The organism is Pedobacter sp. ok626, from assembly GCF_900100435.1.
Classification (GTDB): domain Bacteria; phylum Bacteroidota; class Bacteroidia; order Sphingobacteriales; family Sphingobacteriaceae; genus Pedobacter.
Genome location: NZ_FNEX01000012.1, coordinates 34,966 through 48,246, shown reverse-complemented (window position 1 = coordinate 48,246; position 13,281 = coordinate 34,966). Strand labels below are relative to the sequence as shown.

The following is a 13,281-nucleotide window of genomic DNA, read 5'->3' as shown; positions in this document are numbered from 1 at the left end:
TGTTATAGCATTTTTAATTTATAAAAATATTTCTTACATTTGCGCTGTAATAGAGGTAAGAGGGGGCAGAAGTCCCCTCTTTTCTATTATTGGCAAATTGGTTATGCAAGTAGAAAAAAGAGTAACAGAATTAGTTGAAGAGAAGATTTCGGATAGGCCGGAGTTGTTTTTAGTTGAGGTTAGGATGCTGCCAAATAATAAGCTTATTATACACGTTGATGGCGATGAGGGGATTAGTATCCAGGATTGTGCAGCCATTAGCAGGCATGTGGGTTTTCATTTGGAGGAGGAAAATACAATTGAAAAGGCATATAATCTGGAAGTATCTTCACCAGGAGTTGGTGAACCGTTAAGGCTTAAAAGACAATATGTTAAAAATATTGGACGTGAGCTAAGTGTAAAGCTGACTGGTGGTGAGGTGAAAGAAGGGAAGTTGTTGAATGCTGATGAAAACAGCATAACCATAGAAGCAAAGGTTAAAGAAAAAGGTAAGAAAGTCCAGTTGGTAGAAACCAGCATAGACTTTAATGATATAACAGAAACAAAGGTTTTAATTTCATTTAAATAAAAATGAGCAATATTAATTTAATCGATTCATTTCAAGAGTTTAAAGACTTCAAGAACATCGACCGTCCTACAGTGATTAGTGTGCTGGAAGAGGTATTTCGCAGTATGTTGCGTAAAAAATATGGTACGGATGAGAATTGCGATGTAATTGTTAATCCGGACAATGGAGATTTGGAGATCTGGCGCACCAGAAAAGTAATGGAAGATGGCTTTTCTGAGGACGATGATTTAGAAATTGAATTGGCAGAGGTAAAACAATTGGATCCGGATATGGAAGTTGGCGACGACTACATTGAGCAGATTACATTGGAAAGTTTTGGTCGTAGAGCGATTTTAGCTGCTCGTCAGACACTAGTTTCTAAAGTATTGGAATTAGAAAAAGACGAGATCTTTAAAAAATATAAAGACAGAGTTGGGGAGATTGTTACCGGTGAAGTTTACCAGGTTTGGAAAAAAGAAACTTTGGTGCTTGATGATGAGGGTAATGAATTGATGATGCCTAAAACGGAGCAAATCCCAGCGGATTACTTCAAAAAAGGAGATTCTGTTCGCGCGGTGATTTTGAAGGTTGACATGGTAAATGCTACACCAAAAATCATTATCTCGAGAATTGCACCTGAGTTTTTACAACGTTTGTTCGAAATTGAGGTTCCTGAGATTTTTGATGGTTTGATTACCATTAAGAAAATTGTTCGTGAACCAGGAGAGCGTGCCAAGGTTGCTGTTGAATCTTACGATGACAGAATTGATCCGGTTGGAGCTTGTGTTGGTATGAAAGGTTCACGTATCCACGGTATCGTTAGAGAGCTTAAAAACGAGAATATTGACGTAATTAACTTTACAAACAATATCTCACTATATATAACCAGGGCATTGAGCCCGGCAAAAATCACCTCTATTAAATTAGATGATGAAACTAAACATGCTTCAGTTTATTTGAAGCCTGATCAAGTTTCGTTGGCAATTGGCCGTGGTGGACATAACATTAAACTAGCTGGTAAATTAACTGGTTACGAAATTGATGTGTACCGTGAAGCAGGTGAAGAAGATGAGGATGTGGATATCGAAGAGTTCTCGGACGAAATCGATAGCTGGATCATTGATGAGTTGAAATCTGTTGGCTGTGATACAGCTAAGAGTGTATTAGCTTTGTCTGTTGATGAGTTGGTAAAACGTACCGATTTAGAAGAAGAGACCATCAAAGAAGTCATGAGTATTTTAAAATCAGAGTTTGAATAACGTTGGCTATGGTGTTTACAAAATAATGTAGTAATTAAAAACTAATTGCCTACACATGAAATAAACAAGAATAAACGTTACTTTTGTATAAGAATTAAAGAAAAAATAGGATATCAATGTCAGACGACAAACCAATAATTTTATTTAAAGCAGTTAAGGAACTTAACGTAGGTATAGCTACGGCCGTTGAGTTTTTAGAAAAGAAAGGCTTTTCTGTTGAGAATAAACCCACTACTAAGCTCTCCCGCGACATGTACAATGCATTGTTGAAAGAGTTTCAGGGCGATAAGATCGTAAAAGAAGAAGCCAATCAAATTGTTATTGGTAAAATTCGTCGTGATGAGCCGGAAGTAACCGAGAAAGTTGCTGAAGCACCTAAGAAAAATGTTGAATTTGAGAACGAGGGGATTTTAATTAAAAACCTGAATGCTTATACTCCTCCGGTTGAGAAACCTAGGGAAGAAGCTCCTGCTGCTGAAAAAGTAGAAGAGAAAGCTGAAGAAGGTTCTTTGCCTGGTGTGAAAATAGTAGGAAAGATCAATCTTGATGATTTAAATGCTAAAACACGCCCTGTTAAGAAAGAGGAAGCTCCAGCACCGGAGCCTAAGGCCGAAACGCCTGTGGCACCAGTAGCACCGGCGGCTCCAGTTGAAAAAGCACCTGAGCCGGTTAAGGAAGTAGAGAAGCCGGTTGAACAGCCTGTTGCGGAAATAAAACCTGAACCTGTTAAGCCTGTGGAAACACCTAAAGCCGAAGAGCAACCAAAACCGGTTGTTGAGGCACCAGTGGTTAAAGCTCCTGAGCCAGTAGTTGCACCAAAAGTAACTCCTGAACCGCCAAAAATTGAAAAGCCTGAAGAAACTGAAGTGATTAAAGCACGTTCGGTAAAACTTTCGGGACCTAATATCATTGGAAAGATTACCTTGCCGGTAACGCCTGATCGTAAATCACAGCCAGTAGCTTCTTCGGGAGAAAGTGCTGATGCGAAAAGAAAACGTAAACGCAAGAAAACTCCTGGTGGACATCCTGGCCAACCTGGTCAAGGACAACAGCATGGTGGTGGTGGTCAAAACCAAAGCGGTCAACAAGTACAAGGCGGACAGCCGGGTGCTCCTAAGCCTGCTCCAACTTTTGCGAACAGACCTGATTTTAGAAACAATACTAACAATACAGCCAACAGGCCTAATTTTAGGAACAGCAAACCAGGATCACCTTCTGGCGGACCTAAAGAGGAACCTACGGAAAAAGAAATACAAGATCAGATTAAAGCAACACTTGCTCGTTTAAGTGGAGCTGGTAAATCTGGCAAGTTTGCTCAACGTGCAAAACTTCGTCGTCAGAAACGTGATGATGTTGCTTTGTCAGCTGATGAGGCTGCAATGGAGCAAGAGTTACAATCACGTGTACTTAAGGTTACGGAGTTTGTAACGGCAAATGAATTGGCTACGATGATGGATGAGCCGGTTACAAAAATTATCGCGACTTGTATGAGTTTAGGTATGTTTGTATCTATCAACCAACGTTTGGATGCTGAGACTTTGACCATTGTTGCTGATGAGTTTGGTTACGAAATACAATTCGTTAAACCGGATGATGAAAGTGACATCGTTATTGAAGAGGAAGATAACGAAGATGATTTATTGCCAAGAGCACCAGTTGTGACCATTATGGGACACGTGGATCATGGTAAGACATCGTTGCTGGATTATATCCGTAAAGCAAATGTGGTAGCAGGTGAGGCCGGTGGTATTACCCAGCACATTGGAGCTTATATGGTAACTACGGCAACAGGTAAGCAAGTGACATTCTTGGATACACCGGGTCACGAGGCCTTTACGGCGATGCGTGCTCGTGGTGCCAAGGTTGCGGATATTGCAATTATCGTTGTTGCGGCGGATGATGCAGTAATGCCTCAAACAAAAGAGGCTATTAACCACGCACAGGCTGCAGGCGTACCATTGGTGTTTGCTTTCACAAAAATTGATAAACCAGGTGCAAATACTGAAAAAATCCGTGAACAATTATCAGCTATGAATATTCTGGTTGAGGATTGGGGAGGTAACTTCCAATCGCAGGAGATTTCTGGTAAGAGCGGTCAAAATGTAGACTTATTATTAGAGAAGGTTTTATTAGAGGCTGAGTTATTAGACCTTAAAGCTAATCCTAACAAACGTGCTACTGGTAGTGTAATTGAAGCTACGCTTGATAAAGGGCGTGGTATTGTAACTACGGTTCTGGTACAAGCTGGTACTTTAAAGGTAGGAGATCCTATCCTTGCAGGTAGCTATAGTGGAAAAGTTAAAGCGTTATTTAACGAACGTGGTCAAAAAGTAGATAAAGCAGGCCCATCGGTACCAGTACAGGTATTGGGTATGCAAGGTGCACCTACTGCAGGTGATAAATTCAATGCACTGGAAAGTGAAGTTGAGGCTAGAGAGATTGCAAACAAACGTTTACAATTGATGCGTGAGCAAGGGCTTCGTACTCAGAAACACATTACATTGGATGAAATCGGTCGTCGTTTGGCTATCGGTAACTTTAAAGAGCTTAACTTGATCGTTAAAGGTGATGTGGATGGTTCTATTGAGGCGTTATCAGATTCATTATTGAAACTGTCTACGCCAGAGATTCAAATCAATATCATTGGTAAAGCGGTAGGGCAGATTTCGGAGTCTGATGTATTGTTAGCTTCTGCTTCTGATGCGATCATCATTGGTTTCCAGGTGCGTCCTTCAACAGGTGCACGTAAACTGGCCGAAGCTGAACAGATAGATATCCGTTTATACTCTATCATCTATGATGCGATCAATGAGATCAAAGCTGCGATGGAAGGTATGTTGGCTCCTGAGTTCGAAGAGAAGATTACAGCTAACGTTGAGATCAGAGATACCTTTAAAATCACTAAGGTTGGTACTATTGCCGGCTGTATGGTATTAGATGGTACGATTACACGTAACAGCAAGATCCGTATCGTTAGAGATGGTGTAGTAGTTTACACTGGTGAATTGGCTTCATTGAAACGTTATAAAGATGACGTGAAAGAAGTATCAAGAGGTTACGAGTGTGGATTGAACATCCAGAACTTCAATAACATTGAGGTAGGCGATATTGTAGAGGCTTACGAACAAGTTGAAGTAAAAAGGAAGTTGTAAACTTTTAAAATATATTAAGAAAGCGCATTGGAGGTTAACTTCAATGCGCTTTTTTTGTTTACAATAAATTTTTGCCCTGCCTCAAAAATTTATTTTATAATTCGAGGGATTCATAGTGGGATTTTATTGACGTAATGGGGTGCTTCATTGGCGTAAGGTAAACGGCTATTGACGTAAAGCAGTGCGTTACTAATAATATTATTAATACTTTTAGGGAAACGCAAAATCAAATAATTATGCTCTCAATTCTTTTCTTTAAAGCGTATCATCTACGGCGCTCTATTCATAAAGACTTATAGTATTCTTACTTGAAATGAACTTATCCATTTATTTGGTGTGCTGGTTCTGCGCGTGGTGAAATTTCAGAGGAAGCCGAAAATCTTAAAAAGAGTAGGCAATTAATTATATCTAATTATGTTAAAATTTTTAAAACCAGTGGTGCTAGTTGCCTTTTTAGCATCAGCAGCTTTCACAGGCTGTAAACAGCAAGAGATAGTAGTGGAAAAGATTGATGAAACACCGAACGTTGATATCCTTACGTTAAGAAAGTATTTTGCGAATAGGATCAATGTCGAGGTAGATGATTTAAAATACGATGAAAAAACCCAGCAGTTTTCATTACGTGGCGTAGATCAGGTAAGTCTTGAGAAATTAACGCGATTCTATTTAAACTCACAAGCCAAATAAAATGAGATATTTAAAAACTCTCTTGTCATTGACCTTATTTCTCTCTTTTTGTATCCAGTCAAAGGGCCAAGAGCCGAGTCAAGGAAATTATGGTAATATTGATGATGTGATTATTGCTAACGAACATTTGGTTGGACAAAAGATCAAACTTAGTAACGGGACGACAACAAGTGTTAAGTATAATGTTGATATGTCTAGAAGTTCAGTCGATGGTGGAAATAGTAATTGGTATCCTGTTGATATGAAGGTCGGTTTAGGTTACAAAGAGGGAAATGCCTATAAGTTTTTTAATGGTGCATACCTGTTTAAAAATGGCGATTTTGGAATGTATTCTTCAACCTTATATAAATTGTTGACTGCTGATGTTGATCATTCAAAATTGCCAACAGGAGCTAAGATTTATATTCTTTACGAGACTCACAAACCTAATGTCCCTGAAAGTGGCTGGCGTATTGAAGCATATTCACTAAGTGGATCAGTCGTAGCATATGATTTTATATCAGGAACGACTACTCCTGGACCAGATCCAGAGCCAGGGGCCGGAGAACCGGTAATAGGTGTTCCGCCTGCATTTACAGCGCCGGAAGTTGGTTCTGTTCCTTTATATGAGTATGTATCTGGTCTTAAAAGACGGTTTACAACTGTATACTACTCAAGTTTTCCGGGATATACTTATAACGGTATTTTAGGATATGTTTTTACATCCGCTACGCCAGAAACAGTGCCTTTATATAAGTATGGTCATCCTACAAATGGGAATGTTTATTATAGCATTAGTCAATCTGGCCCTCCTGCATATATATATATCGGAATTGTTTGTTATGTCTATGCAAGTCAGATAACTAATGCTTTTCCTGTCTATGTAAATTATTCCGCATCGTTGGGGGGCTATCATCGATATTCAAAGTATCCAGATATTTTTCCTAATTATAGATTTGACGGTATAACGTTTTATATTCTTCAGAATAGCGATGTATCTCATTTGGTTGCCGTTAATTCTTTTGCTGCTAAAAGCGGCGGTCATCATTATTTATCTACAAATGTAGTAGATGATTGGAATTATTGGAATTATTTAGGAGCTTCGTTTCGTGTGCCTAATACACAGCTTCTAGGAACGTTGCCAGTAAATGTATTTTTTAGTTCTAAAGGAAAGGATCACTTGTATACCATGGGAGGAATTAGTGACTATAGTTGGTGGGCAAGTGAAGGGGTGGCATTTTATGCATATCCTTCACAATTTCCTGGTACGATACCAATTTATAGTCATACTAGTAAAGATGAAAAAGATCATTATTACAGTCCGGATGGGGGGATATTAGATGCGAATTATTGGAAACCAGTTGATGGAGTCGCATTTTATGCTTACCCTGTAAATTAATGCTTGTATTTAAAATCTTTAGAATGGTCTTAGATGTAGGGATTCTATAATAACAAAAACTATATTTCTTTAAAATATAGTTAAATGTGAGCGCATTGGAGGTAAACTTCAATGCGCTTTTTTATGGCATGTACATGCTGTACTATTCGACTATTTACCTATTTTACAGAACATCAATTGCAGATATGTTCAAGATTAAAAATTTCTTTAAAAAGAAACCAAAGAATGTCAATCCATATGGTTGGTTTGGAAACTATAATACCTGGGATGAAGCTAAAAGTAGCGCTTCGGGGTACGAAGCGGGTAATATCCTTGAGAAAACAAAACAATCATTATTAAAAATCAAGAATGGTGAGGCTACATATGAACGGGATTCTGTGTTATTTGATAAAAAAGAGTATCCCTACGCCATTATCTCTTCGCTGTTGTATATTGCGGTTAAAAATGGGAATAAGTTAAATGTGATTGATTTTGGAGGGTCTTTAGGAAGTACCTGGTTTCAAGTTCGAGATTTTATTCTTTCTGGAATAGAAGTAGCTGGTCAATTGTTGAACAAGCCGTTTCTGGTAACCTACTCTTCCCAGAAATATACAATTAAGGTTTTAAATTGACAAAAGCGTTGTTTAAGTAGCTTTCTTAATTGCTTCATGGTAAAGTCTTTTTTGCTAAACAATGGGCTTCTAAAAAAATGACTCAGAAGCCTACCAGTCTTTTTTAATCTGAGTACAGTAAACCATTTATCGTGTAATATTTTTGCTAAAGTACTTTGATTATATATTTCCGTATTTATGTTGGCTAATAGGATTTCCTCTAAAACGAGTTTAATCTTACTAAATGGAACGTCTTTATTGTTGGTAAATGTAAAAAAGTCACTAATAAATTGTTCGCTAGGTGATTTTTCCAATAATCTACTCAGCTGATTTTCATAAATTTTTTTTCGACAACTATCCATTTGCCTTACCCGAGTACTGGTGATGTTGTTTTCCTGTGTTCTATATAGCAGTAGGGTTTCGTTCAGATTGGCTAATTTATGTTTTTCTGCAATTTGTGTTAGCAAGTAATAATCTTCAGCATATTGATAGTTTTGACTGTAACCATACTGTTTAATAGTTTCAGTTCTGAAAAAGGTTAAAGGATGTATAAAGACATTATTAAATAGAAGTTGAACTTTAATTTCCTCGTCAGTTTCGGGGACCTTAATTATTCCGATATGATTCCCTTTCTCATCAATATTTATAGCCTGGGCACCGCAAACTGCGAACAATGGGTTGGCTTCCATAAAGTGGAACTGAAGTGCCAGGCGTTCGGGTAAACTAATATCATCCGCATCCATTCTGGCGATGTATTTACCTTGTGCCAGTGCTAATCCTTTATTTAGGGTAGCAACAATCCCTAAATTTCCTGCGTTTGGGTGATATTTAATTCGGTCATCATGATTGGATTGTATGATCAATTCACTGCGATCCGTACTTCCATCATTAATGATGATAAATTCAAAGTTTGTAAACGTTTGAGCTAAAATACTTTCTATAGCATCATGTAAAAATTTCTCCGCATTATATACAGGCATTAGTACACTAACTAACGGTTTGGTCGTTATATTTTTATCCATTGTTCTAAAAGAATTTCTGAAGAATTTGGATTAGTATTGAGCCATTTTTTAGGTGCAATAACAAGTTTATTCTCATTAGTGTTTAGCCAAGCTCCCCACCAGCTAAATGTACTATTGGCAATGATCTGATTTTTACATAAACTCATCAACTGCAGGTCAATATAACTTTCATTTCCTGTGTTCCAGTTAATATAGTGAGCACTTTCTATATTTAAGTTCTCAATGCACCAATTAATGTCGTCAGAGAATATAAAATATTGTGGGCGATCTATTTCTTTGTCAATAATTTGCTTTGCCTCTGAATAATAATCGAGATTGCATATGTTTCCATGTACTGGATGATTTAAATAATCTCCTCTCCTAATATGTATGGAAACGGACTGTGTGGAAGTTATAATTTTAGCTAGTTCTAAGTTTCGACCAGTTAGTGGTTTTTTAAATTCGAATGCTTTTCTGAGTTGACCCTCGATATCAGAAAAATAGTTTTCATTTTGCCAATAACCATCATAGTACGTTGGTGCTACATTTTGGTAAATTTGAGGGCGATATTGAAACTCCTCTGCCTCTATAAAATACGCTTTCTTTAAACCTAAAATGCTACGTAACTTTCTATACATCCATTTTCGGTTATGGATATTATACAGGTCAATACTAAATGAGCTAGCTAAGTCTAAATCGATATTAAATATTCTATTGAGTTCAAATCCTTGATGTAAAGTATAATTTTTGAAATTACTTATGTCTGCCTTTACATTATTAAAGTTTTTTCTCAGTGATAAATAAAAAGCGTATTGAAACATTTGGTTCCCTAACCCACCTAAAAATTTTACAATTTTCATCTATTCCTTTTTTTAGCTTTTTTGATTTTATTGGAAATGATTGCACGTGTTATTTTGTATCCAGTAAAGAGGGGAAATTCGGTATACTTTCTAAGTATTGCGAAGGAATCAATATGGAAACGTTTTATTAAGGCCACTAACAAGTTCAAATACCTTTTCTTATCTGGATTGTTTTGTAAGTGTTCCTTATAGATGTAGAAATGCTCTCTTAACTGTATTTCTGCGTCATCTATGCATTCATTGGTTACCTGCTGATCATTTATGCCAATGTTTATTAAACTTGTCTCAGAATAGATTATTCTGGGGTTTTGTTTTAATATACGCATATACCATTCTACATCAACAAGCCATTTTAAATTGGTAGCAAAGGGAACAATACTTCTTCTCCTAATGATTACAGCACTTGGACAACCAACCCGATTCTCTAGAAATAGTTCCATCGGATTGTTTTTAAAGTGTTTCATGAAATCTTCATCTGGGGCATTTAACTTTAGTCGACCATCAGTAAAATGATCCAGACTTGGAGTAAAGGCAAAATCAGCTTCAGGATGATCATCTAGTAATTTGCAAAATTCCAATAAACTAGTTTCTTTACTTAGCCAATCATCATGAAATATAAACTTTACATAGTCTCCTTTGCAAAGTTCGAGCAATTGATTCCAATTGTTTTGTGGTCCTAAAGGCTTGTTATTCTTTTTATAGATTAACTTACCTTTAAAATCATAGTCGTTTACAATGTTTTTAACCTGATCGTTTGTTGAGTCATCTGAGATTATAATTTCATAATCTTCAATTCCTATTTGTTTTTGCAAAGCAGCAAGTGAATTTCTTAATAGCTGTTCTTTGCTTTGATAGGTTGGGATACAGACGGAAACTTTACACATCTTACGCTGTTTTTATTGCTCTTATGAGTCCACGCCTAATATATGGAGGTTGCAAATTGTCATATATAAAGATCATATATCCATTAGAGTAAGATGTTTTAAATGCATTATCTTTTAAAATGTTATCAAAAGTAATTTCATCATCTTGTAAATGGTAAGTGCAGATCGCTAGTTTCGCAACTTGAGAGGCTAAGGTATTTTTACTTCCGTCTAATAGTTGCTGTTCAGCACCATCAACATCAATTTTTAAGAAATCAATCTTCCCCATTTCCTTGCAAAAGGTATCTAAGGTGATGTTATGCACATCATCTTTATCGGAAACAAATTTGTTTATAATCTCTATTTTATCTGACCATGGTTTAAATGTTGCTTCCAGCGCCTCGATCCAATCAGGATTCGTTTCAAAAAGATATATTTTTTTAGCCTTATCAATATTCTGTAAAGCGAAATTTCCTTCAGCAGATCCAACGTCAACAATTACATCATTTTGCTCAATGTTAAACTCATGGGTTAAATATCTATGCGGAGAGGCAGGATCCTGCTCTTTTAACAAAAAGTTATGCATGTGCTGGATAGCTTGTTTCGTTAACCCTCTTTTAAAGAATAATTTCTTGTCATCCAAGAGCACATATGATAATCCAGTTTCAGCATCTGTAAATACTTCTACATCCTCTTCATTGTATTTGGAATTAAAATGGTAAGGGAAGATCTGTAATGGGTTGTTTAATAGATACGTTAAAACCGACTTTTGTTCTTCGATAATTGTTTTCTCGTGTTCTAATTCTTGAAGATATTTGAGAATTTTGGTCCTGAGTAAATTACGATTGTAATCACTTTCAGGATTGCTGTCTTCGAGAGGTTGTTGTTTTTTTTTGAAAATTGATTTTATTAACTTTAACATAATATTTTATTTAGTAAACCAGAAACACCCGCATCCATAATTTGACTTGTCCAGCAATTGTTTTGAAGGATCAATAACTAAACCCCCATCATTTTCATCTTCAGGGATAAAGGCAAATTCTTCAAGTTTCATATCCGAAAAAAGATCCAATATTTGCTGTTTGCTGTATATACGGTGCGCATTAAAATAAATCAAATCTTTAGCCCCCATTGGAGTAACCATTAATAGACTGCCTCCGGGCTTAACGACTCTCTTTAATTCATTAATCGCTTTGACATCACCGTCGTAATCAAGTGGATCGCCATAACGGCCCAGTCCTATGTGTTCAATTGTATGCATACAAGATATTGATTCGATAGAATTAGATTCAAAAGGCAGATTTAGCAAGTCTCCAGCAAGTGAGTTAAGATTGCTTAATGTTAAATTTGCGGGTCTATAATCATAAAAATCTACGGGTATAAAGGCGGAGAGGATGGAGCAAAAATGCAAAGTAGAAGAGACATCAATGTGCTTAGCTGGATTTATTTGTTTAACAATCCTGGCCGCCCAAGCAGGGTGGTAAACATAATGGCGGTCGAAACCTGTTGTTGCGGTTGCGTCGTCCATATAAGGCAATTGTAATGACTCGTCTAAGACAAATCTTCTTAAGGTGGACTGCTCTTGGGTTTTTAATTGTTCAAATTGTTTATTGAAAGCTTTCTTCCTTTTTAATTTAACTCGATATTTTTTAAACATTTTATGATAAATGTAAAAGCATTGTTTGTTTAATTTTAACGATGCCGATTTTGATAATTATTGATTTATAGTTAGTTAATAGAGGATTGTAATATATACAACTATTTGAAATTCTAAATTTAGGATAATTAAAGCATATTTTGATAGTAAGTGATGGTTTTTGAACCTGTGGGTTCCATTTAATTGCTGTTATGGTGATACGTAAGCGGTGTTTGGATGAGAATTGCAACTAATTTTAAAGAGGGAGATATTATTTAGATATTTACGCGTTAAAGAAGATTTTGTATAAATGTTAAAAGAACCCCTGATTTCTGTAATTGTTCCCACTTATAATTATGGTAATTATATTAATTTCACATTAGATTGTGTCCTCAGTCAGCACTATAAAAATATTGAGGTTATAGTAGTAGATGACGGCTCAACTGATAACACTGCTCAAGTTTTGAATAACTACTGTCAGAAAGACGATCGTATAAAATATTTTTATCAAGAAAATAGAGGTTTATCATCGGCAAGAAATCTCGGGCTTGAAAAATCAAAAGGCGATTTTATACAGTTCCTTGATTCCGATGATTTGATATCTGATTTTAAATTATCACTTCAGATTGAGGCATTCAGAGAAGATCCCAGAATTCATATTTCTTATACAAAGTGTTTTTATTTTATCGGAGAAAATACAGATGTTTTATTTGCAGGATTAAATCTGAGTAATGAAGATTGGATGCCTAAGATTTGTGGTCAGGGAATTGACGCTCTTAAAGAGTTAGTCATATCCAATATAATGCCTGTTAATTCTGCATTAATCTCAAGAAGAATGATCACTCTAGTCCATTCATTTAACGAAGACTTTAAAAGTCTGGAGGATTGGGATTTCTGGCTTAGGTGTGCTTTTAAAAATGGTTTTTTTAAGTATCTATCAAATGATAAGGCTTATGGTTTGATTAGGGTTCATGAGAATAGTATGAGTCAAAATAGAAGTCGTATGTATGATTATGAAATTAAGTTGAGGCAGGATATTGAAACATACTTGACTGAAATAAGGCCGGCAACGCAGAAAGATATTGACAGATTAAGGAAAATTAATAATAAAAAAATTAAAAACCTGTTAAGTATTATTATTGCAAATGCCGGCCCTTTTGATTTTGATAAGTTTAAGCAATTGATAAAAGACAGTGGATTTTATATGTTTTTTAAATCATACATAAAATTTATTAATGATAAAAGGAAAATTGGGTCTTCTTAATGGTAGTTTATCGCATTTATTTGGTGGGAATTTTAAGTAAGAAG

General features: G+C 36.1%; 12 protein-coding genes. 7 read left to right on the top strand and 5 right to left on the bottom strand.

Features of this window, described 5'->3' with window-relative positions; translation table 11 throughout:
* The first annotated feature begins 103 nt into the window (after positions 1 to 103).
* From rimP to BLS35_RS16620, 6 genes are all read left to right on the top strand, one after another.
* Positions 104 to 568, top strand: coding sequence for a ribosome assembly cofactor RimP (rimP, locus tag BLS35_RS16645; RefSeq protein ID WP_090783113.1), 465 nt, complete (start codon positions 104 to 106; stop codon positions 566 to 568).
* Positions 569 to 570: 2 nt separating this feature from the next.
* The gene (nusA, locus tag BLS35_RS16640) at positions 571 to 1,806 is read left to right on the top strand and encodes a transcription termination factor NusA (protein ID WP_090783111.1); all 1,236 of its coding nucleotides are present in this window, start codon (positions 571 to 573) and stop codon (positions 1,804 to 1,806) included.
* Positions 1,807 to 1,922: 116 nt separating this feature from the next.
* The gene (gene infB, locus BLS35_RS16635) at positions 1,923 to 4,958 is read left to right on the top strand and encodes a translation initiation factor IF-2 (protein ID WP_090783109.1); all 3,036 of its coding nucleotides are present in this window, start codon (positions 1,923 to 1,925) and stop codon (positions 4,956 to 4,958) included.
* A 414-nt stretch (positions 4,959 to 5,372) separates the two neighbouring features.
* On the top strand, positions 5,373 to 5,645 hold the full coding sequence (locus BLS35_RS16630) for a hypothetical protein (protein WP_090783107.1): 273 nt from the start codon (positions 5,373 to 5,375) through the stop codon (positions 5,643 to 5,645).
* A 28-nt stretch (positions 5,646 to 5,673) separates the two neighbouring features.
* A complete protein-coding gene (locus BLS35_RS16625) occupies positions 5,674 to 7,023 on the top strand; it encodes a hypothetical protein (RefSeq protein ID WP_132226010.1) in 1,350 nt (449 codons plus the stop codon).
* Positions 7,024 to 7,109: 86 nt separating this feature from the next.
* Complete coding sequence (locus tag BLS35_RS16620) at positions 7,110 to 7,634, top strand: methyltransferase, TIGR04325 family (RefSeq protein ID WP_254778940.1); 525 nt, start codon at positions 7,110 to 7,112, stop codon at positions 7,632 to 7,634.
* Here BLS35_RS16620 and BLS35_RS16615 read toward each other — a convergent pair.
* Genes BLS35_RS16615 through BLS35_RS16595 form a run of 5 tightly spaced genes read right to left on the bottom strand, consistent with a single transcriptional unit; the run spans position 7,595 to position 11,994 of the window.
* Positions 7,595 to 8,635: a glycosyltransferase family 2 protein gene (locus tag BLS35_RS16615; RefSeq protein WP_090783103.1), complete on the bottom strand. Its 1,041-nt coding sequence runs from the start codon at positions 8,633 to 8,635 to the stop codon at positions 7,595 to 7,597. The two genes, BLS35_RS16620 and BLS35_RS16615, sit on opposite strands and share 40 nt — an antisense overlap.
* Complete coding sequence (locus BLS35_RS16610) at positions 8,620 to 9,474, bottom strand: alpha-1,2-fucosyltransferase (RefSeq protein WP_090783101.1); 855 nt, start codon at positions 9,472 to 9,474, stop codon at positions 8,620 to 8,622. The genes BLS35_RS16615 and BLS35_RS16610 overlap by 16 nt, the downstream gene beginning before the upstream one ends.
* Positions 9,471 to 10,358: a glycosyltransferase family 2 protein gene (locus BLS35_RS16605; RefSeq protein WP_090783099.1), complete on the bottom strand. Its 888-nt coding sequence runs from the start codon at positions 10,356 to 10,358 to the stop codon at positions 9,471 to 9,473. The genes BLS35_RS16610 and BLS35_RS16605 overlap by 4 nt, the downstream gene beginning before the upstream one ends.
* A 1-nt stretch (position 10,359) precedes the next feature.
* Positions 10,360 to 11,259 carry an FkbM family methyltransferase gene (locus BLS35_RS16600; protein ID WP_090783097.1) on the bottom strand — a complete coding sequence of 300 codons (900 nt, stop codon included), beginning with the start codon at positions 11,257 to 11,259 and terminating at the stop codon, positions 10,360 to 10,362.
* Positions 11,260 to 11,265: 6 nt separating this feature from the next.
* Positions 11,266 to 11,994: a DUF268 domain-containing protein gene (locus BLS35_RS16595; protein ID WP_090783095.1), complete on the bottom strand. Its 729-nt coding sequence runs from the start codon at positions 11,992 to 11,994 to the stop codon at positions 11,266 to 11,268.
* Between the two features lie 289 nt (positions 11,995 to 12,283).
* Here BLS35_RS16595 and BLS35_RS16590 point away from each other — a divergent pair, with 289 nt between their 5' ends.
* A complete protein-coding gene (locus BLS35_RS16590) occupies positions 12,284 to 13,237 on the top strand; it encodes a glycosyltransferase family 2 protein (protein WP_090783093.1) in 954 nt (317 codons plus the stop codon).
* Positions 13,238 to 13,281: the final 44 nt, after the last annotated feature.

Excerpts from the sequence above, each read along its gene's own strand:
- BLS35_RS16630 (WP_090783107.1), top strand. The coding sequence starts at position 5,373 with ATGTTAAAATTTTTAAAACCAGTGGTGCTAGTTGCCTTTTTAGCATCA.
- nusA (WP_090783111.1), top strand. The coding sequence starts at position 571 with ATGAGCAATATTAATTTAATCGATTCATTTCAAGAGTTTAAAGACTTC.
- BLS35_RS16600 (WP_090783097.1), bottom strand. The coding sequence starts at position 11,259 with ATGTTAAAGTTAATAAAATCAATTTTCAAAAAAAAACAACAACCTCTC.
- BLS35_RS16615 (WP_090783103.1), bottom strand. The coding sequence starts at position 8,635 with ATGGATAAAAATATAACGACCAAACCGTTAGTTAGTGTACTAATGCCT.
- rimP (WP_090783113.1), top strand. The coding sequence starts at position 104 with ATGCAAGTAGAAAAAAGAGTAACAGAATTAGTTGAAGAGAAGATTTCG.
- BLS35_RS16610 (WP_090783101.1), bottom strand. The coding sequence starts at position 9,474 with ATGAAAATTGTAAAATTTTTAGGTGGGTTAGGGAACCAAATGTTTCAA.
- BLS35_RS16595 (WP_090783095.1), bottom strand. The coding sequence starts at position 11,994 with ATGTTTAAAAAATATCGAGTTAAATTAAAAAGGAAGAAAGCTTTCAAT.
- BLS35_RS16590 (WP_090783093.1), top strand. The coding sequence starts at position 12,284 with ATGTTAAAAGAACCCCTGATTTCTGTAATTGTTCCCACTTATAATTAT.
- infB (WP_090783109.1), top strand. The coding sequence starts at position 1,923 with ATGTCAGACGACAAACCAATAATTTTATTTAAAGCAGTTAAGGAACTT.
- BLS35_RS16605 (WP_090783099.1), bottom strand. The coding sequence starts at position 10,358 with ATGTGTAAAGTTTCCGTCTGTATCCCAACCTATCAAAGCAAAGAACAG.